We start from the raw sequence: 18,145 nt of genomic DNA on the forward strand, positions 1-18,145 counted from the left end.
GTGATCCGGCGAAGGGGGCCGGGGAGGCGGCCCCCTTCGCCGGATCACCTGGGGTAGCTTATCTCGTTCACATACCAGCAGGCGTCACCCACTGGCGTACGCACTATGGCCTCGTCGCCGACCTCTTTCTTGAGCAGGGCGCGGGCCATGGGGGAGTCGATGGAGATGTAATCCTTGCGACCGAAGATCTCGTCGTAGCCGACGATGCGAAAGCGCTTGGTCTCGCCCTCCTCACTCTCCACTTCGACCCAGGCGCCGAAGAATACCTTGCCCTCCTGGGAGGGGGCGTAATCGACTATGGTGAGCTCTTCCAGGCATTTGCGCAGGTAACGCACCCGTCTGTCGATTTCCCGCAGCCGCTTCTTGTTGTACTGGTAGTCGGCATTCTCGCTGCGATCCCCGAGGCTGGCCGCCCAGGCGACCTTCTTGGTGACCTCGGGCCGCTCTTCGCGCCACAGCATGTCGTGCTCTTGTCGCAGCCTGTTATAGCCTTCCCGCGTAATGAGTTTGGTTTTCATGGTGTAATCAGCCCCTGTTACGACTGGGTAAGGGAGGTTGTGCTGTTCCGGGTCCGGGTCATTGCGCCCCGGTGGTGAGCGCAAAGGTACCAGAGAGCCCCTGGCCCTGACCATAGCCAGGGTCTCTGACCTCGGTTAGGGTAATAACCGGTAACATATTTATGCTTTGCCGATGCGGGGGGGAGTCCTAGTATTGGGGACAGACAGAGAGGAGTGGCAAGCAATGAGTCAGCAATACAAGGTCCTGGTGGTCGACGATGACCTGAAATTACGTTCCCTGCTGGAGCGTTACCTCACCGAGCAGGGGTTCATGGTGCGGGGCGTGGCCAACGGGGAGCAGGCGGATCGCTTGCTGACGCGCGAGAACTTCAGCCTGATGGTACTGGATCTGATGCTGCCGGGGGAGGATGGCCTCTCCATCTGCCGCCGGCTGCGTGAGGCGGGCAACCAGATCCCGGTGCTCATGCTCACCGCCAAGGGGGATGAGGTGGATCGCATCGTCGGTCTCGAGATGGGGGCCGACGACTATCTGCCCAAGCCGTTCAATCCCCGCGAGCTGCTGGCCCGGATCCGTGCCGTGCTGCGTCGTCACACGGTCGAGCTGCCCGGTGCCCCCTCCGCCGCCGAGAAGATGGTGACCTTCGGTGCCTATCAGCTCAACCTGGCGACCCGGGAGCTGAGCCGTGATGGCGATCCGGTTGCACTGACCAGCGGCGAGTTTGCCGTGCTCAAGGTGCTGGTGAGCCACCCCCGCGAGCCGCTCTCCCGCGACAAGTTGATGAATCTGGCCCGGGGCCGCGAATACACGGCGACCGAGCGCAGCATAGACGTACAGGTCTCCCGCCTGCGCCGCCTGCTGGAGCAGGATCCGGCCCAGCCCCGTTATCTGCAGACCGTCTGGGGTCTGGGTTATGTGTTCGTGCCGGACGGTGACGGCGCATGAAGAAAGTGAGCAGCATGTTCTCCCGCATGCTCTGGTTTCTGGCCGCCGTCCTGGTGGTCTATCAGTTTGTCTCCTATGTCACCTTCTACAACTACCTGCTGTCGCCCACCGTCAAGCAGATCAGCCACCTGCTGGCGAATCAGGTCAAGCTCATCTTCCCCATCGACAGCAAGCAGCTGGCGCTCAGCGAAGATGCCGAGGCCCTGGTCTATGTGGCCACCGGCAGCGATATCTATACCCAGAGTGAGGCGGAGCAGCACGGGCTGAACGACTCCAAGCCATACCCTTTCCTCGAAGAGAACATCAGTAACGAGCTGAAGGGTAAGACCAGGGTCAGGGTCGAGATCCAGGATCACTACATCATCTGGATCCAGCCGCCCCAGGCCAGTCAGATGTGGGTGCGGATCCCCCTGACCGAGATCGAGGATGACGACATAGAGCCGCTGCTGCTCTACATGAGCGTGCTGCTGGTGGTGACCCTGTTTGCGGCCTGGCGCTTCGCTCGCCAGCTGGTGCGCCCGCTGGAGGATCTGGAGGCGGGCGCCGTAGCGGTGGCCCGCGGCAACTTCCCCGATGCCCTGGGGGAGCAGGGCTCCCGGGAGGTGCGCCGGCTGACGCGGACCTTCAATCACATGTCGAGCTCCATCAAGCGGCTGATCGAGGAGCGCAACATGATGATGGCCGGGGTCTCCCACGACTTGCGCACCCCGCTGACCCGCATCCGCTTGGCGACCGAGATGATGTCCTCCGGGGATGAGTACCTCAAGGAGAGCATCAATGCGGACATCGACGAGTCGAACGGCATCATAGATCAGTTCATCGACTACATACGGCCGGACGAGGGGCTGGACACCCAGCAGATCGATCTGACCCAGCTGATCCACGACGTGCTGCTGATGCAGACGGATCAGGGGCTGGAAGTGGAGCTATTGCTGCCGGATCAGGCGGTGCGGGTGGCCTGCAATCCCATCAGCCTGAGGCGCATCCTCAACAATCTGTCGGGCAACTCCTTGCGCTACGGGGCGACCCGGCTGCGGGCCGAGCTCAAGGATGACGGTCACTGGGTACGGCTGCGGCTGTCGGACAATGGTCCCGGCATTCCGGAAGAGGACTACAGCCGGGTGCTCAAACCCTTTACCCAGGGCAATGTGGCGCGTACCGGTGGTGGCAGTGGCCTGGGGCTGGCCATCGTCGCCAAGATAGTGTCCCAGCACCATGGCACCATACGGCTGGGGGGTTCTGAGCTCGGGGGCTTGCTGGTGGAGATCCGGCTACCCAAGCATCAGCCGCTGGAGTGGATGGATTGAGAGAAGGGCGCATCGATGGATGCGCCCTTCTGCTTTCTCAAGCCTGGGGTTCTGCCTTGTTGCGATACCGCTTGCCGTATTTGAGCTGCTGGATCAGCAGGGCGGCCACTATAAGTGCCAGTCCTATGGGGGTGGCCGGATGGATGGCCTCGCCGATGAGCAGATTCAACAACACCAGGGAGGCGAACGGGGAGATGAAGATGAGGTTGCTGATGGGCGCCGTGTTGGTGGCGTGGCGCAGGGCCATCAGCCAGAGCACGAAGCCAAAGCCCATCTCGAACAACCCCACATAGATGGCGCCGGCCCAGCCTTGCCAGGCAGTCATCTGGAAGTCGGACAGCAGCCAGGTCGCCGCGACGATGAACGGCAGGCTGATGATAAAGCCAAGCAGCAGGCTGACGATGGGATCCCCTTGATTACGGGTATTGAGGATCCAGTAGCCGGCCCAGATGAGGGTCGATACCAGTGCCAGCGTCACCCCGAGCGGGCTGTCGAACTGCAGGCCGAACACATCCCCCTTGGTGGCGATGACCAGGGCACCAAAGTAACCCAGCACGATGGCGACCCCGTCGCGGCGGCGCAGCTTCTGGCCGAGGAAGGGCACTGCCAGCAGACTGAGGGTGATGGCCCAGGTGTAATTGAGGGTCTGGGCCTGCTGGGCGGGCAGCAGATCATAGGCCTTGAACAGCAGCAGGTAATAGAGGAAGGGGTTCAACACGCCCAGCGCCAGATAGTAGTAGGGGCGGGCCTTGATATACGTCAGCAGCAGCGGCAGCTTGCCCTGTTTGGCGACGATGGCCGTCAGGGTCAGGGTCGAGGTGAAGGCGGCAACGAGCAGCAGCTGCACCGGTTCGAAGTAGGCGAGTGAGATCTTGAAGGCGGTGGCCACCGTCGACCAGAGGGCGACGGCGCAGAGTCCATACTGATAGGCTTTTTTCTGATCTTTGATCATCCGGGGTCGTTCCGTTGACAGGGGAGAGGGCGCAGTCTATCAGCCCCCTTGCAACATTGTCGTTACCGGTTTGCGACCGGCAAGATGCCCCTTACTGGCGAGATCCATCCGTCACATAAAATTGCGCACTATCTGTTCGCCTTCCCTTGCGCAAATTGAAAAAATCCGTATAATCCCCTCCGCTTACCCATGAGGTAAGCCAGACGATATGTCTGCTTGCTGAGCTTCTCGTTTACGTGTCGCCAGCCATACAGTCCTCCCGATATGGGAGGAAACGTGAAAAATCGCACCTCTGGCGGGAGTTATCCCGGTCGGGCGGTGTTGATTTATGTTCTTTTATCTATTGGAGCTCTGTCAATGCAGAACCAAAGAATCCGTATTCGCCTGAAGGCTTTTGATCATCGCCTGATTGATCAATCCACAGCGGAAATCGTTGAAACTGCAAAGCGCACCGGCGCGCAGGTTCGCGGTCCTATCCCGCTGCCGACTCGCAAAGAGCGCTTCACCGTCCTGATCTCCCCGCACGTCAACAAAGATGCGCGTGATCAGTACGAGATCCGCACTCACAAGCGTCTGGTAGACATCGTTGAACCGACTGACAAGACCGTTGACGCTCTGATGCGTCTGGATCTGGCAGCTGGTGTAGACGTCCAGATCAGCCTGGGTTAATTACGGAAAGAGGTTGATAACAATGACAATCGGTCTTGTAGGTCGCAAAGTGGGTATGACTCGCATCTTCACTGAAGATGGCGTTTCTATCCCGGTGACTGTTATCGAAGTTGAAGCTAACCGTGTAACTCAGGTCAAATCTGTAGAAACCGACGGCTACAACGCTATTCAGGTTACCACTGGCGCCAAAAAAGCCAGCCGTGTGACCAAGCCGGAAGCTGGCCACTTCGCCAAAGCTGGTGTAGAAGCCGGTCGCGGTCTGTGGGAATTCCGCTTGAACAACGGTGAAACTTTCACTGTTGGTAGCGAGCTGAAAGTAGATCTTCTTGCTGACGTTAAGCTGGTAGATGTTACCGGCACATCCAAGGGTAAAGGTTTTGCCGGTACTGTTAAGCGCTGGAACTTCCGCACCCAGGATATGACCCACGGTAACTCTCTGTCCCACCGTGTACCTGGCTCCATCGGTCAAAACCAGACCCCGGGCCGTGTATTCAAGGGCAAAAAGATGGCTGGTCACATGGGTGCTGAGCGTGTAACGACTCAGAACCTGGAACTGGTTCGTGTTGACGCTGAACGCAACCTGCTGCTCATCAAAGGCGCAGTACCGGGTGCAACCAACGGCAACGTGATCGTTAAACCTGCCGTCAAAGCGTAACGTCTGAGGAGATAGTAATGGAATTGGTAATGAAAGACGCCAAGAGCGCTCTTGAAGTTTCCGAGACTACCTTCGGGCGCGAATTCAACGAAGCTCTGGTTCACCAGGTCGTCGTTGCTTATGCCGCTGGTGCCCGTCAGGGTACTCGTGCGCAGCTGACTCGCTCTGAAGTGTCTGGTGGCGGCAAAAAGCCGTGGCGTCAGAAGGGTACTGGTCGTGCCCGTGCTGGCTCCATCCGTTCGCCCATTTGGCGTTCCGGTGGTGTGACCTTTGCTGCTAAGCCGCAAGATCACAGCCAAAAAGTAAACAAGAAGATGTACCGCGGCGCTATCCGTAGCATCCTGTCCGAGCTGGTACGTCAAGAGCGCCTGATCGTTGTTGAGAAATTCGGCATCGAAGCGCCGAAGACCAAAGAACTGATCGCCAAGCTGAAAGAGATGGAACTGACTGACGTTCTGATCGTGACTGCTGAAGTCGATGAGAACCTGTTCCTGGCTGCTCGCAACCTGTACAAGGTCGACGTGCGTGATGTTGCCGGTATCGACCCGGTTAGCCTGATCGCTTTCGACAAGATTCTGATGACTGCTGACGCAGTTAAGCAAATCGAGGAGATGCTGGCATGATCCGCGAAGAACGTCTGTTGAAAGTTCTGAAGGCTCCGCACATCTCTGAAAAGAGCACCATGGTCGCAGAAAAGCAGAACACTATCGTGTTCAAGATTGCTGTTGATGCCACCAAGGCGGAAGTCAAAGCTGCAGTTGCGAAACTGTTCGAGGTCGAAGTTGAGACCGTCCGTACCCTGAACATGAAGGGTAAGACCAAGCGCGCAGGTGCACGCGTAGGCCGTCGTTCCGATTGGAAAAAGGCTTATGTGACCCTGAAAGCTGGTCAGGACATCGACTTCATGGGCGCAGCCGAGTAAGAGGAGTTCTCAAAAATGGCAATCGTTAAGTGCAAGCCTACTTCTCCGGGCCGCCGCCACGTCGTCAAGATCGTCAACCAAGAGCTGTACAAGGGCAAGCCCTTCGCCGCTCTGCTGGACAGCAAAAGCAAGTCCGGCGGCCGTAACAACAACGGTCGTATCACCACCCGTCATATCGGTGGTGGTCACAAGCAGCATTACCGTCTGGTCGACTTCAAGCGCGACAAAGACGGCATTCCGGCCAAAGTAGAACGTCTGGAATACGATCCTAACCGTACCGCAAACATCGCCCTGGTGCTGTATGCAGACGGTGAGCGTCGTTACATCCTGGCGCCGAAAGGCCTGAAAGCAGGTGATGCAATCGCTTCTGGTGCTGATGCTGCGATCAAGGTAGGTAACACCCTGCCAATGCGTAACATCCCGGTCGGTTCTACCGTTCACGCCGTTGAGATGAAACCTGGTAAAGGTGCCCAGCTGGCTCGTTCCGCTGGTACTTTCATCCAGATCCTGGCGCGTGATGGTAACTATGTAACTCTGCGTCTGCGTTCCGGCGAAGTACGTAAAGTTCTGGCCGAGTGCCGCGCTACCATCGGTGAAGTCGGTAACTCCGAGCACATGCTGCGTCAACTGGGTAAAGCCGGTGCAAACCGCTGGCGTGGTATTCGTCCGACCGTTCGCGGTATGGCGATGAACCCGGTTGATCACCCGCACGGTGGTGGTGAGGGTCGTAACAAGGGCATGCAGCCTGTGTCCCCATGGGGCCAGAAGGCTAAGGGCTTCAAGACCCGTAAGAACAAGCGTACCGACAAGTACATCGTACGTCGTCGTAACAAGTAATTGTTAACATAGAGGAATCACCATGCCACGTTCTCTCAAGAAGGGTCCATTTATTGACCTGCACTTGCTGAAGAAGGTAGAGAAAGCGGTGGAAAGCGGGGATAAAAAGCCGGTTAAGACCTGGTCCCGTCGTTCAATGATCATCCCGAACATGATCGGTTTGACCATCGCTGTCCATAATGGTCGTCAGCACGTTCCGGTTTTCGTTACCGAAGAAATGATCGGTCACAAACTGGGTGAATTCGCACCGACTCGTACTTATCGCGGCCATGCTGCTGATAAGAAGGCTAAGAAGCGCTAAGGGATAAATGATGGAAGCTATCGCTAAACACCGTTATGCCCGTACTTCTGCCCAGAAAGCTCGTCTGGTAGCCGATCAAGTACGTGGTCTGTCCGTAGACAAGGCTCTGAACATCCTGACCTTCAGCCCGAAAAAGGCTGCTGTTCTGGTGAAGAAAGTGCTGGAATCTGCCATTGCAAACGCTGAGCACAACGAAGGCGCCGACATCGACGCCCTGCGTGTTGCCACCATCATGGTAGACGAAGGTCCCTCCATGAAGCGCATCCGCCCGCGTGCCAAAGGTCGCGCGGATCGTATCCTCAAGCGTACCGCTCACATCACTGTAGTGGTATCCGACGCTAAGGCTGGGAGATAAGCAATGGGTCAGAAAGTACATCCTAATGGCATTCGCCTGGGTATTACCAAGCCTTGGAATTCTACCTGGTTCGCGAACACCAAAGACTTCGCTGACAACCTGTACAGCGATTTCCAAGTACGCCAGTTCCTGACCAAGGAGCTGAAAAACGCTTCCTTGTCCAAGATCACTATCGAACGTCCGGCCAAGAGCATCCGTGTGACCATTCACACCGCTCGTCCGGGTGTTGTGATCGGCAAGAAAGGCGAAGACGTTGAGAAACTGCGCAAAGCCGTCGCGACCATCGCTGGCGTGCCTGCTCAGATCAACATTTCCGAAGTCCGCAAGCCGGAGCTGGATGGCAAACTCGTTGCCGACAGCATCACTTCCCAGCTGGAACGTCGCGTAATGTTCCGTCGTGCTATGAAGCGCGCCGTACAGAACGCCATGCGCCTGGGTGCCAAGGGCATCAAAGTGGAAGTGTCCGGTCGTCTGGGCGGCGCTGAAATCGCGCGTACCGAATGGTACCGTGAAGGTCGTGTGCCGTTGCACACCCTGCGTGCCGACATCGACTACGCAACTTCTGAAGCCCACACCACTTACGGTGTGATCGGCGTCAAAGTTTGGATCTTCAAGGGCGAAGTTCTGGGCGGTCTGGCTGCAGTCAATGCTGCTGCCGCTCAAGAGCAGGCTCCTTCAAAGCCCAAGCGTGACAACAAGCGCCGCGCTGCTAAGTAAGGAGACTCGGTAAATGTTGCAACCAAAGCGTACTAAATTCCGCAAGACCCATAAGGGTCGTAACCGCGGTCTGGCCAACTCTGGTAACGAAGTATCCTTCGGTACCTTTGGCCTGAAGGCGACATCTCGTGGTCAACTGACTGCTCGTCAAATCGAAGCAGCCCGTCGTGCCATGACCCGTCACGTTAAGCGTCAAGGCAAGATCTGGATCCGTGTGTTCCCGGACAAGCCCATCACCGAAAAGCCCCTCGAAGTTCGTATGGGTAAAGGTAAGGGTAACGTGGAATACTGGGTTTGCCCGATCCAGCCTGGCAAGGTTCTGTACGAGATGGATGGTGTACCTGAGGCTCTGGCGCGTGAAGCGTTTGCCCTGGCCGCAGCTAAGCTGTCCGTTCAGACCACTTTCGTAATTAAGACGGTGATGTGATGAAAGCCCAAGATCTGCGTCAAAAGAGCGTCGATGAACTGAACCAGGAGCTGCTGGGTCTGCTGCGTGAGCAATTCAACATGCGCATGCAAGCTTCCACCGGCCAACTGGCTCAGACTCACACTCTGAAACAAGTGCGTCGTGACGTCGCACGTATCAAGACTGTACTGACTGAGAAGGCAGGTGCGTAATGACTGACAAGATCCGTACTCTGCAAGGTCGTGTAATTAGCGACAAGATGGACAAGTCCATCACTGTTGCTATCGAGCGCAAGGTAAAGCACCCGATCTACGGTAAGATCATCAAGCGCACTACCAAGCTGCACGTGCATGACGAGAACAACGAGTGTAAAGCAGGCGATCTCGTGGAAATCCGCGAATGCCGCCCGCTGTCCAAGACCAAGTCCTGGACCCTGGTTGCTGTCGTAGAAAAGGCCTAATTCGGTACTTTTTAGCCCAAACGGCCCCCCTTCGGGGCCGTTTGTTTTTTAGGCTACCTTTTCAAAAATAGCTGTGTTATAGTTTCGCGCCTTTTGAAGGCAGCCAGATCCCCCAAAGGGATAAGAAGTAAACAAAGCGGAGCACTAAGATGATCCAGATGCAAAGTATGCTGGGTGTTGCCGACAACTCCGGCGCTCGCAGTGTAATGTGTATTAAGGTTCTGGGTGGTTCGCACCGCCGTTATGCCGGCATCGGCGACATCATCAAGGTTTCCATCAAGGAAGCTATTCCTCGCGGTAAAGTGAAGAAAGGTGATGTTTATAACGCGGTGGTCGTACGCACCCGTAAAGGCGTTCGTCGTCCGGACGGCTCTGTCATCCGTTTCGACAACAATGCGGCTGTGTTGCTTAACAACAACCAACAGCCAATCGGTACTCGTATCTTTGGCCCGGTGACCCGTGAACTCCGTAATGAGAAGTTCATGAAGATTGTGTCCCTGGCACCCGAAGTACTGTAAGGAGTCGAACGATGGCAGCTAAAATCCGTCGCGAAGACGAAGTGATTGTTCTTACCGGCAAAGACAAGGGCAAGCGTGGCAAAGTCACTCAAGTCCTGATTGCAAAAGGTAAGGTCATCGTGGAAGGTCTCAACCAGGTGAAGAAACACCAGAAGCCGGTACCCGCACTGGGTCAGGCTGGCGGTATCGTCACCAAAGAAGCCCCCATTGATGTATCAAACGTAGCGCTGTTCAACTCTGCCACTGGCAAGGCTGATCGCGTTGGTTTCCGGATTGAAGACGGCAAAAAAGTTCGTTTCTTCAAATCCACCGGCGAACTTGTGAAGTAATTGGAGTTTAACGATGGCGAAACTGCATGATTACTACAAATCCGATGTAGTAAATGAACTGTCTAAGCAGTTCGGTTACAAGACTATCATGCAAGTCCCTCGGATCGAGAAAATCACCCTGAACATGGGTGTTGGTGAAGCGATCTCTGACAAGAAACTGCTGGAAAATGCTGCTGCCGATATGGCTGCCATTTCCGGTCAGAAACCGCTGATCACCAAAGCACGCAAATCTGTTGCGGGCTTCAAGATTCGTGAAGGCTACCCGATAGGTTGTAAAGTAACCCTGCGTGGCGAGCGTATGTGGGAGTTCCTGGAACGGCTGATTTGCATCTCCGTACCGCGTATCCGTGACTTCCGTGGTCTGAACGCCAAGGCGTTCGATGGCCGTGGTAACTACTCCATGGGCGTGCGTGAGCAAATCATCTTCCCGGAAATCGACTATGACAAGGTCGATCGCGTCCGTGGTCTGGATATCACCATCACCACTTCCGCGAATACCGACGAAGAAGGCCGTGCTCTGCTGGCTGCCTTTAACTTCCCATTCCGCAAGTAAGGTTAGGGTTATGGCTAAAACATCCATGAAAGCACGCGAAGCAAAGCGTGCGAAGCTGGCAGCCAAGTTCGCGACCAAGCGTACCGAGCTGAAAGCTATCATCGTTGATATGAACGCTTCTGAAGAAGCGCGTTGGGATGCTGTCTTGCAACTGCAACAGCTGCCCCGTGATTCCAGTCCGTCCCGCCAGCGTAACCGTTGCAATATTACTGGTCGTCCGCACGGTTTCCTGCGCAAGTTTGGTCTGTCCCGCATCAAGGTGCGTGAGCATGCCATGAAGGGCGAAATTCCAGGCCTCAAAAAGGCCTCTTGGTAAGAATCTCGGGAGTTAGACTATGAGCATGCAAGATCCGATCGCGGATATGCTGACCCGCATCCGTAACGGTCAGGCGGCGAGCAAAGTTGCGGTTTCCATGCCTTCTTCCAAGCTGAAAGTGGCTATCGCCAAAGTGCTGAAAGAAGAAGGTTACATCGCTGGCTACTCTGTAGCAGGTGATGTGAAACCTGAACTGGAAATTGAACTGAAATATTTCCAGGGCAAGCCGGTTGTAGAACTGATCCAACGCGTGAGCCGTCCCGGCCTGCGTATTTACAAGCGCACTACTGATCTGCCGAAAGTCATGGGCGGTCTCGGTGTTGCTATCGTGTCCACGTCTAAAGGTGTGATGACCGACCGTGCTGCCCGCAAGGCAAGCATGGGTGGTGAGATCATCTGCTACGTCGCTTAATAGGAGGTCGGAAATGTCTCGCGTTGCTAAGGCACCCGTCACTATCCCAGCAGGCGTAGAGGTGACTCTGAACGGTCAGGAACTGTCCATCAAAGGTGGTAAAGGTTCCCTGGTTCGTTCCATCCACGCCGGTGTAGAAGTGACCAAAGAAGACAATGTACTGAAGTTCGCCCCGCGCGACGGCATCGCTGGTGCTGACGCTCAGGCCGGTACTGCCCGTGCATTGGTCAACAACATGGTAATCGGTGTTACCCAAGGCTTCGAGCGTAAGCTGCAGCTGGTTGGTGTTGGCTACAAAGCCTCCATCAAGGGCAATGCTGTCGCGCTGGCCCTGGGCTTCTCTCACCCGGTAGAGCATGCGCTGCCGGCTGGTGTCACCGCTGAATGCCCTACCGCGACAGAGATCGTTCTGCGTGGTGTGGACAAGCAGCTGGTTGGCCAAGTCGCCGCCGATATCCGTGCTTACCGCGCTCCGGAGCCCTACAAGGGCAAGGGTGTACGCTATGCCAACGAGCAAGTGCGTACTAAAGAAGCTAAGAAGAAGTAAGGTAACACTATGGACAAGAAAGCAGCTCGTCTCCGTCGTGCTACTCGTGCTCGGAAAAAGATGCAGGAACTGGGAGCAACCCGTCTGGTTGTTCACCGTACTCCGCGTCATATCTACGCGCAGGTTATCGCAGCCAACGGTTCCGAAGTTCTGGCCTCTGCTTCTACAGTAGAGAAGGCCATCAGTGAAGGCATCAAGTCTACCGGTAATGCTGATGCAGCTACCGCAGTAGGCAAAGCCATCGCTGAGCGAGCTATTGCCAAAGGCGTTCAGAACGTATCTTTCGATCGTTCCGGTTTCAAGTATCACGGTCGTGTTGCCGCTCTGGCTACCGCTGCTCGTGACGCTGGTCTTCAGTTCTAAGCTAGGAGTCGAAGATGGCTAAAATCGAATCTCAAGCCGGCGAACTGCAAGAAAAGCTCATTGCAGTAAACCGTGTTTCGAAAACTGTTAAAGGTGGTCGTATCATGTCCTTCACCGCGTTGACCGTGGTGGGTGATGGTAACGGCCGTGTAGGTTACGGTTACGGTAAAGCCCGTGAAGTTCCGGCTGCCATTCAAAAGGCAATGGAACAGGCTAAGCGTAACCTGAACAAGGTTGAACTGAACAACGGCACTCTGCACCACCCGGTGCGCGGTGTTCACTCCGGTTCCACCGTGTTCATGAAGCCGGCCTCACAAGGTACTGGTATCATTGCAGGCGGCGCCATGCGTGCTGTTCTGGAAGTTGCTGGTATCCACAACGTGCTGGCTAAGACCTACGGTTCCACCAACCCAATCAACGTTGTTCGCGCAACTGTCGACGCTCTGGTTCACGGTCAATCACCGGAACAGATCGCCGCCAAGCGTGGTCTGCGCGTTGAAGAAATTCTGGGGTAATGCGACATGGCTAACACTGTAAAAGTAACTCAAACTCGCAGCTCTATCGGCCGTCTGCCAAAGCACAAGGCGACTCTGCGTGGTCTGGGTCTGCGTCGCATTGGTCACACCGTTGAGCTGGAGGATACTCCTTGCGTACGCGGCATGATCAACCAGGTTTATTACATGGTTAAGGTGGAGGGCTAAGTATGCGTCTGAATACTCTGTCTCCGGCCCCAGGTTCCAAGTCTGTTAAGCACCGTCCGGGCCGTGGTATCGGTTCTGGTCTGGGCAAGACTGGTGGTCGTGGTGTTAAAGGCCAAACCTCTCGTTCCGGTGGCGGCAAAGTCCGCAACGGTTTCGAAGGTGGTCAGATGCCTTTGAAAATCCGTCTGCCGAAGTTCGGTTTCTTCTCTCGCAAATCTTTGGTTTCTGCCGAAGTGCGTCTGAACGAAATCGCCATGGTAGAAGGTGATGTGGTCGACCTGAGCACTCTGAAGCAAGCCGGTGTTGTTACTAAGAACATCGTTTTCGCTAAAGTTGTTCTGTCTGGCAACATTGACCGTGCTGTGACCGTTCGTGGTCTGTCCGTCACCAAAGGTGCACGTGCAGCCATCGAGGCCGCTGGCGGTAAAATCGAGGAATAATCAGTACAATGGCTAAGAAACCAGGATTGGATGTTAAAGCACAGGGTGGTCTGAGTGAATTGAAGAGCCGTCTGCTCTTCGTTCTCGGGGCGATTATCGTTTTCCGTGCAGGCTCTTATGTGCCGATTCCTGGTATTGACGCCGCCGTACTGGCCGAGTTGTTCCAACAACAGAAGGGCACCATCATTGAGATGTTTAACATGTTCAGTGGTGGTGCACTCTCGCGTGCTTCTATTCTTGCACTGGGGATCATGCCGTACATTTCGGCGTCGATCATTATCCAGTTGCTGACTGTGGTTCATCCCGCTCTTGCTGAACTCAAGAAAGAAGGTGAATCCGGCCGTCGCAAGATTAGCCAATATACCCGTTGGGGCACGCTGGTTTTGGGGACTTTCCAGGCCATTGGTATTGCAACCGGTCTGCCGAATATGATGCAAGGACTCGTGACTCATCCGGGTTTGGGCTTCTATTTCACAGCCGTTGTGAGTCTGGTCACCGGTACCATGTTCTTGATGTGGTTGGGTGAACAGATTACCGAGCGTGGGATCGGTAATGGTATCTCGTTGATTATCTTCACGGGTATCGTTGCTGGTTTGCCGCATGCCATTGGTGCTACGGCCGAACAGGCACGTCAAGGGGAATTGCACATCCTGCTGTTGTTGTTGCTGGGCTTGATTGTTTTCGCAGTGACTTACTTTGTGGTGTTCGTGGAGCGTGGTCAGCGTCGTATCGTCGTTAACTATGCCAAGCGTCAACAAGGCCGCCAGGTATTCGCCGCGCAAAGCACACACCTGCCGTTGAAAGTGAATATGGCCGGTGTGATTCCTGCGATTTTCGCATCGAGCATCATCCTCTTCCCAGGGACCATTACCTCTTGGTTTGGTCAGGGTGAGGGCAAGGTCGCTGATATCCTGCAACAGGTCTCTATGGTCCTGCAGCCGGGTCAGCCCCTGTATGAAATGCTCTATGCAGCAGCCATTATCTTCTTCTGCTTCTTCTATACCGCGCTGGTGTTCAACCCCCGCGAGACAGCAGATAACCTGAAGAAGAGTGGAGCCTTTATCCCGGGGATCCGCCCGGGCGAGCAGACAGCACGTTACATCGATAAGGTTATGACTCGCCTGACATTGGCAGGTGCGCTCTATATCACCTTTATCTGTCTGGTACCCCAGTTCTTGATGACTGCCTGGAACGTACAGTTCTATTTCGGTGGCACTTCGCTGCTGATTATCGTGGTAGTTATCATGGACTTCATGGCTCAGGTACAAACCCATATGATGTCTCATCAATATGGTGACGTCCTGAGGAAGGCCAACCTGAAGGGCTACGGCCGCTAAAGGTCGGCGTAGTTACGGAGTTAAGCAATGAAAGTTCGTGCTTCCGTTAAGGCAATCTGCCGTAACTGCAAAATCATCAAGCGTCACGGTGTGGTGCGTGTGATTTGCAGCGAGCCAAAGCATAAACAGCGCCAAGGCTAATTTTTTACGGTTAGTACTTGCAACAAATAGTTGTGCTGGCTAATATAGCCAGCCAACTTTTGTTGTGTATTGGTTGACCGCCACGTATCCGCTCACGGGCTTTGTGGTGGTCGTTATCTACGCTACGTAGGAGTGAACAGTGGCCCGTATCGCTGGCATTAACATTCCTGACCATAAGCATGCAGTCATTGCGTTGACTGCGATTTATGGCGTCGGTCGTACCCGCTCCAAGGCCATCTGTGCCGCAGCCGGTATTGCTGAGAATGTGAAAATTAAAGACTTGGACGAAGCTCAGATCGAAAGTCTGCGCGAGCAAGTAGGTAAATTCACCGTTGAAGGTGACTTGCGTCGTCAGATTTCCATGAACATCAAACGCTTGATGGATCTGGGTTGCTACCGTGGTTTGCGTCACCGTCGTAGCCTGCCTGTTCGTGGTCAACGTACCAAGACCAATGCTCGTACCCGTAAGGGTCCGCGCAAGGCTATCAAGAAGTAACGGGAAGGTAGAAAATGGCTAAAACTCCGACTCGTGCTCGCAAGCGCGTTAAAAAGCAAGTGAGCGACGGTATCGCACACGTTCATGCATCTTTCAACAACACAATCGTGACCATTACCGACCGTCAGGGCAATGCTCTGTCATGGGCTACCTCTGGTGGTTCAGGTTTCCGTGGTTCCCGTAAGTCCACTCCGTTTGCTGCCCAGGTAGCTGCTGAGCGTGCTGGTGAGATCGCCAAAGAATACGGCGTGAAGAACCTGGAAGTCATGGTCAAAGGTCCGGGTCCCGGTCGTGAGTCTTCCATCCGCGCTCTGAACGCGGCTGGTTTCCGCATCACTAACATTACTGATGTGACTCCGATCCCGCACAACGGTTGTCGTCCTCCCAAGAAGCGCCGCGTATAACGCTGTAGCTACTTGGTCTAGGATTGTTGGAGAAAGAAGATGGCAAGATATATCGGTCCTAAGCTTAAGCTTAGCCGTCGTGAGGGCACCGACCTCTTCCTGAAGTCTGGTGTTCGTGCGATTGATTCTAAGTGCAAGATTGACACCGTTCCTGGTCAACACGGTGCGCGTAAAGCGCGTCTGTCTGACTACGGCGTGCAACTGCGCGAGAAACAAAAAGTTCGTCGTATCTACGGCGTATTGGAAAAACAGTTCCGCAACTACTACCGCGACGCTGCCCGTCAAAAGGGTAACACCGGTGAAAACCTGTTGCAGCTGCTGGAAGGTCGTCTGGACAACGTCGTCTACCGTATGGGCTTCGGCGCCACTCGTGCTGAATCTCGTCAGCTGGTGAGCCACAAAGCCATCATGGTAAACGGCCGTGTCGTAAATGTTCCTTCTTTCCAGGTATCCCCTGAGGACGTGATCTGCGTTCGTGAGAAGGCTAAGAAGCAAGCGCGTATCAAAGCTTCCCTGGAAGTTGCTGGTCAGCGCGAGAAGCCGACTTGGGTAGAGGTTGACGCTGCTAAGATGGAAGGTGCCTTCAAGCGCCTGCCAGAGCGTTCCGACCTGTCTGCCGACATTAACGAACAGCTGATCGTCGAGCTTTACTCCAAGTAAAGCTAGCTTCTAAAGAGAGGACACAATGCTGGGTTCTGTAACAGATTTTCTTAAACCGCGGCTAGTTGACATCGAGCAAGTTAGCCCAACTCACGCGAAAGTGACTCTCGAGCCGCTTGAGCGTGGCTTTGGTCACACGCTGGGCAATGCTCTGCGTCGTATTTTGCTGTCATCTATGCCCGGTTGTGCGGTTACTGAAGTCGAAATTGACGGAGTACTGCACGAGTACAGCAGCAAAGAAGGTGTACAGGAAGACATTCTTGAAATCCTGCTCAACCTGAAAGGTATCGCTGTGAAGCTGGAAGGCAAGGACGAGGTAACTCTGTCCCTGACCAAGTCTGGAACAGGCCCCGTTACCGCTGGTGATATCACTCACGGTGATGAAGTCGAGATCGTAAACCCGGAGCACGTAATCTGCCACCTGACTGGTGCCAATGCTGAGATCAGCATGCGCCTGAAAGTTCAGCGCGGTCGTGGTTATGTGCCTGCTTCTGCTCGTGTTCACAACGATGATGAAGAGCGTCCTATTGGTCGCCTGCTGCTGGACTCCGCGTTCAGCCCCATCGTTCGTATTGCCTACAATGTTGAGGCAGCACGTGTGGAACAGCGTACCGACTTGGACAAGCTGGTTATCGACATGGAGACCAATGGTACTCTGGATCCAGAAGAAGCCATCCGTCGTTCTGCCACTATTCTGGCCGAGCAACTGGAAGCCTTCGTGGATCTGCGCGATGTCAGCGTGCCCGAGAAGAAAGAAGAGAAACCCGAGTTTGATCCGATTCTGCTGCGTCCTGTCGATGATTTGGAGCTGACAGTTCGTTCTGCGAACTGTCTGAAGGCAGAAGCTATCCACTATATTGGTGATCTGGTACAGCGTACCGAAGTCGAGTTGCTTAAAACTCCTAACCTCGGTAAGAAGTCCCTGACTGAGATCAAGGACGTGTTGGCCTCCCGTGGTCTGTCTCTTGGCATGCGCCTCGAGAATTGGCCGCCCGCCAGCATCGCTGACGAGTAATCCAGATTACGGGTTTCACAGATTTAGTTAGAAGGATAAGGTCATGCGCCATCGTTTGAGTGGTCGTCAACTGAACCGGAACAGCAGCCATCGTCAGGCTATGTTCCGCAACATGGCCAGCTCCCTGGTTCGTCATGAGATCATCAAGACGACTCTGCCTAAGGCAAAAGAGCTGCGTCGTGTAGTTGAACCGCTGATCACCCTTGCCAAGACTGATAGCGTTGCTAATCGTCGCCTGGCATTTGCCCGTACTCGCGATAACGCGATCGTGGCTAAGCTGTTCAATGAACTGGGCCCGCGCTACCTGGAGCGCGCCGGCGGTTATACTCGCATTCTGAAATGCGGTTTCCGTGCAGGCGACAACGCCCCTATGGCTTACATTGAGCTGGTAGACCGCCCGGCCGCTGCTGAAGCAGCTGCTGAGTGATAAAGAAAAAGCCGGGCTTGTCCCGGCTTTTCTTTTAAGGGATTCTGATACTGCCTCAACTGCCTCAACTGCCTCGGTCTTTATCGTGCCGCTTCATATATAGGTATTCCTTATCCTCGAGGTGACGTTCATTTACCTGGTACCGAGATACCCCTAATCAATATCGGGCCCTGATCTGCTTATAGAGACATAGCCAATTTAGCCCTGGATTAGGTATTTCTGTGGATAAGTTTGTATAAAAGCTGTGGTTGGCTATGAATAACTAAAAAAGTGCCGATTTTTGCAGTTTTATTGCGATCTAGGGCTTGCCAGAAAGTTTCAGCTCCCTATAATGCGCCTCCATCGACAGGGCAAGCGGCAACGCAAACAAGCCGGTCGGTGCCTCGAAAAGCCTTTGAAAATAAGGCTTGACTCGAGAAGGCGGTTGAGTAGAATGCCACTCCC

32 protein-coding genes are annotated in these 18,145 nt (G+C 54.8%); 30 read left to right on the forward strand and 2 right to left on the reverse strand.

Translation table 11 applies throughout. From position 1 onward, the window contains the following. Nucleotides 1–44: 44 nt before the first annotated feature. Complete coding sequence (gene greB, locus CUC44_RS14935; protein ID WP_100860708.1) at nt 45–518, reverse strand: transcription elongation factor GreB; 474 nt, start codon at nt 516–518, stop codon at nt 45–47. Nucleotides 519–741: 223 nt separating this feature from the next. Here greB and ompR point away from each other — a divergent pair, with 223 nt between their 5' ends. After that, entirely contained in the window at nt 742–1,461 is a 720-nt protein-coding gene (ompR, locus tag CUC44_RS14940) for an osmolarity response regulator transcription factor OmpR (RefSeq protein WP_100860709.1), read from the forward strand. Then, nucleotides 1,458–2,768, forward strand: coding sequence for a two-component system sensor histidine kinase EnvZ (envZ, locus tag CUC44_RS14945; protein ID WP_167388919.1), 1,311 nt, complete (start codon nt 1,458–1,460; stop codon nt 2,766–2,768). Before ompR ends, envZ begins: the two co-directional genes overlap by 4 nt. A 37-nt stretch (nt 2,769–2,805) precedes the next feature. Here the strand turns inward: envZ and CUC44_RS14950 are convergent, their stop codons facing one another. Further along, nucleotides 2,806–3,720 (reverse strand): DMT family transporter, encoded by a 915-nt coding sequence (locus tag CUC44_RS14950; protein ID WP_100860710.1) that lies wholly within the window; start codon nt 3,718–3,720, stop codon nt 2,806–2,808. A 357-nt stretch (nt 3,721–4,077) separates the two neighbouring features. Here CUC44_RS14950 and rpsJ point away from each other — a divergent pair, with 357 nt between their 5' ends. The 28 genes from rpsJ to rplQ all read left to right on the forward strand — a co-directional run bounded on the left by rpsJ (nt 4,078) and on the right by rplQ (nt 17,701). Further along, entirely contained in the window at nt 4,078–4,389 is a 312-nt protein-coding gene (gene rpsJ / locus CUC44_RS14955) for a 30S ribosomal protein S10 (RefSeq protein ID WP_005307944.1), read from the forward strand. A 22-nt stretch (nt 4,390–4,411) separates the two neighbouring features. Further along, nucleotides 4,412–5,044, forward strand: a complete 633-nt coding sequence (gene rplC, locus CUC44_RS14960; RefSeq protein WP_010672559.1) for a 50S ribosomal protein L3 — start codon at nt 4,412–4,414, stop codon at nt 5,042–5,044. 17 nt (nt 5,045–5,061) lie between these two features. Beyond that, a complete protein-coding gene (gene rplD, locus CUC44_RS14965; protein WP_025325386.1) occupies nt 5,062–5,667 on the forward strand; it encodes a 50S ribosomal protein L4 in 606 nt (201 codons plus the stop codon). Next, nucleotides 5,664–5,966, forward strand: a complete 303-nt coding sequence (rplW, locus tag CUC44_RS14970; protein ID WP_042019359.1) for a 50S ribosomal protein L23 — start codon at nt 5,664–5,666, stop codon at nt 5,964–5,966. Before rplD ends, rplW begins: the two co-directional genes overlap by 4 nt. 15 nt (nt 5,967–5,981) lie before the next feature. Next, the gene (gene rplB, locus CUC44_RS14975) at nt 5,982–6,803 is read left to right on the forward strand and encodes a 50S ribosomal protein L2 (protein WP_033130006.1); all 822 of its coding nucleotides are present in this window, start codon (nt 5,982–5,984) and stop codon (nt 6,801–6,803) included. Nucleotides 6,804–6,825: 22 nt separating this feature from the next. Further along, complete coding sequence (rpsS, locus tag CUC44_RS14980) at nt 6,826–7,104, forward strand: 30S ribosomal protein S19 (RefSeq protein ID WP_005307960.1); 279 nt, start codon at nt 6,826–6,828, stop codon at nt 7,102–7,104. Between the two features lie 10 nt (nt 7,105–7,114). Then, entirely contained in the window at nt 7,115–7,459 is a 345-nt protein-coding gene (gene rplV / locus CUC44_RS14985) for a 50S ribosomal protein L22 (protein ID WP_005319741.1), read from the forward strand. A 3-nt stretch (nt 7,460–7,462) separates the two neighbouring features. After that, nucleotides 7,463–8,176, forward strand: a complete 714-nt coding sequence (gene rpsC, locus CUC44_RS14990) for a 30S ribosomal protein S3 (RefSeq protein WP_100860711.1) — start codon at nt 7,463–7,465, stop codon at nt 8,174–8,176. 13 nt (nt 8,177–8,189) lie between these two features. Further along, nucleotides 8,190–8,603: a 50S ribosomal protein L16 gene (gene rplP, locus CUC44_RS14995; protein WP_005307963.1), complete on the forward strand. Its 414-nt coding sequence runs from the start codon at nt 8,190–8,192 to the stop codon at nt 8,601–8,603. Beyond that, nucleotides 8,603–8,794, forward strand: a complete 192-nt coding sequence (gene rpmC / locus CUC44_RS15000) for a 50S ribosomal protein L29 (RefSeq protein ID WP_005319733.1) — start codon at nt 8,603–8,605, stop codon at nt 8,792–8,794. Before rplP ends, rpmC begins: the two co-directional genes overlap by 1 nt. Beyond that, entirely contained in the window at nt 8,794–9,042 is a 249-nt protein-coding gene (gene rpsQ, locus CUC44_RS15005; RefSeq protein ID WP_005307966.1) for a 30S ribosomal protein S17, read from the forward strand. Before rpmC ends, rpsQ begins: the two co-directional genes overlap by 1 nt. Before the next feature lie 149 nt (nt 9,043–9,191). Further along, entirely contained in the window at nt 9,192–9,560 is a 369-nt protein-coding gene (rplN, locus tag CUC44_RS15010; protein WP_005307975.1) for a 50S ribosomal protein L14, read from the forward strand. An 11-nt stretch (nt 9,561–9,571) separates the two neighbouring features. After that, the gene (rplX, locus tag CUC44_RS15015) at nt 9,572–9,889 is read left to right on the forward strand and encodes a 50S ribosomal protein L24 (protein WP_100860712.1); all 318 of its coding nucleotides are present in this window, start codon (nt 9,572–9,574) and stop codon (nt 9,887–9,889) included. 13 nt (nt 9,890–9,902) lie between these two features. Further along, on the forward strand, nt 9,903–10,442 hold the full coding sequence (gene rplE, locus CUC44_RS15020; protein ID WP_005331162.1) for a 50S ribosomal protein L5: 540 nt from the start codon (nt 9,903–9,905) through the stop codon (nt 10,440–10,442). Nucleotides 10,443–10,452: 10 nt separating this feature from the next. Beyond that, nucleotides 10,453–10,758, forward strand: coding sequence for a 30S ribosomal protein S14 (gene rpsN / locus CUC44_RS15025; RefSeq protein WP_005331161.1), 306 nt, complete (start codon nt 10,453–10,455; stop codon nt 10,756–10,758). A 19-nt stretch (nt 10,759–10,777) separates the two neighbouring features. Continuing rightward, nucleotides 10,778–11,170 (forward strand): 30S ribosomal protein S8, encoded by a 393-nt coding sequence (gene rpsH, locus CUC44_RS15030; RefSeq protein WP_005307980.1) that lies wholly within the window; start codon nt 10,778–10,780, stop codon nt 11,168–11,170. A 13-nt stretch (nt 11,171–11,183) separates the two neighbouring features. Continuing rightward, the gene (rplF, locus tag CUC44_RS15035) at nt 11,184–11,717 is read left to right on the forward strand and encodes a 50S ribosomal protein L6 (RefSeq protein ID WP_005307981.1); all 534 of its coding nucleotides are present in this window, start codon (nt 11,184–11,186) and stop codon (nt 11,715–11,717) included. A 9-nt stretch (nt 11,718–11,726) separates the two neighbouring features. Further along, nucleotides 11,727–12,080, forward strand: coding sequence for a 50S ribosomal protein L18 (gene rplR / locus CUC44_RS15040; protein WP_100860713.1), 354 nt, complete (start codon nt 11,727–11,729; stop codon nt 12,078–12,080). A 14-nt stretch (nt 12,081–12,094) separates the two neighbouring features. Next, nucleotides 12,095–12,595 (forward strand): 30S ribosomal protein S5, encoded by a 501-nt coding sequence (gene rpsE, locus CUC44_RS15045; RefSeq protein ID WP_100860714.1) that lies wholly within the window; start codon nt 12,095–12,097, stop codon nt 12,593–12,595. Nucleotides 12,596–12,601: 6 nt separating this feature from the next. Next, nucleotides 12,602–12,781, forward strand: a complete 180-nt coding sequence (gene rpmD / locus CUC44_RS15050) for a 50S ribosomal protein L30 (protein ID WP_005307985.1) — start codon at nt 12,602–12,604, stop codon at nt 12,779–12,781. A gap of 2 nt (nt 12,782–12,783) precedes the next feature. Then, on the forward strand, nt 12,784–13,221 hold the full coding sequence (rplO, locus tag CUC44_RS15055; RefSeq protein ID WP_100860715.1) for a 50S ribosomal protein L15: 438 nt from the start codon (nt 12,784–12,786) through the stop codon (nt 13,219–13,221). Nucleotides 13,222–13,229: 8 nt separating this feature from the next. Continuing rightward, entirely contained in the window at nt 13,230–14,558 is a 1,329-nt protein-coding gene (gene secY, locus CUC44_RS15060) for a preprotein translocase subunit SecY (protein ID WP_005307989.1), read from the forward strand. A gap of 27 nt (nt 14,559–14,585) precedes the next feature. After that, on the forward strand, nt 14,586–14,699 hold the full coding sequence (gene rpmJ / locus CUC44_RS15065) for a 50S ribosomal protein L36 (RefSeq protein ID WP_005319705.1): 114 nt from the start codon (nt 14,586–14,588) through the stop codon (nt 14,697–14,699). A gap of 139 nt (nt 14,700–14,838) precedes the next feature. Beyond that, on the forward strand, nt 14,839–15,195 hold the full coding sequence (rpsM, locus tag CUC44_RS15070) for a 30S ribosomal protein S13 (protein WP_005307991.1): 357 nt from the start codon (nt 14,839–14,841) through the stop codon (nt 15,193–15,195). Nucleotides 15,196–15,209: 14 nt separating this feature from the next. After that, on the forward strand, nt 15,210–15,599 hold the full coding sequence (rpsK, locus tag CUC44_RS15075) for a 30S ribosomal protein S11 (protein ID WP_005319702.1): 390 nt from the start codon (nt 15,210–15,212) through the stop codon (nt 15,597–15,599). A gap of 39 nt (nt 15,600–15,638) precedes the next feature. Further along, entirely contained in the window at nt 15,639–16,259 is a 621-nt protein-coding gene (gene rpsD, locus CUC44_RS15080) for a 30S ribosomal protein S4 (protein ID WP_010672568.1), read from the forward strand. A 25-nt stretch (nt 16,260–16,284) separates the two neighbouring features. Next, entirely contained in the window at nt 16,285–17,274 is a 990-nt protein-coding gene (locus CUC44_RS15085) for a DNA-directed RNA polymerase subunit alpha (protein WP_005307997.1), read from the forward strand. Nucleotides 17,275–17,317: 43 nt separating this feature from the next. Further along, complete coding sequence (rplQ, locus tag CUC44_RS15090) at nt 17,318–17,701, forward strand: 50S ribosomal protein L17 (protein WP_005307999.1); 384 nt, start codon at nt 17,318–17,320, stop codon at nt 17,699–17,701. Nucleotides 17,702–18,145: the final 444 nt, after the last annotated feature.

Origin of the sequence: Aeromonas lusitana (assembly GCF_002812985.1) — a bacterium.
Taxonomy (GTDB): Bacteria; Pseudomonadota; Gammaproteobacteria; order Enterobacterales; family Aeromonadaceae; genus Aeromonas; species Aeromonas lusitana.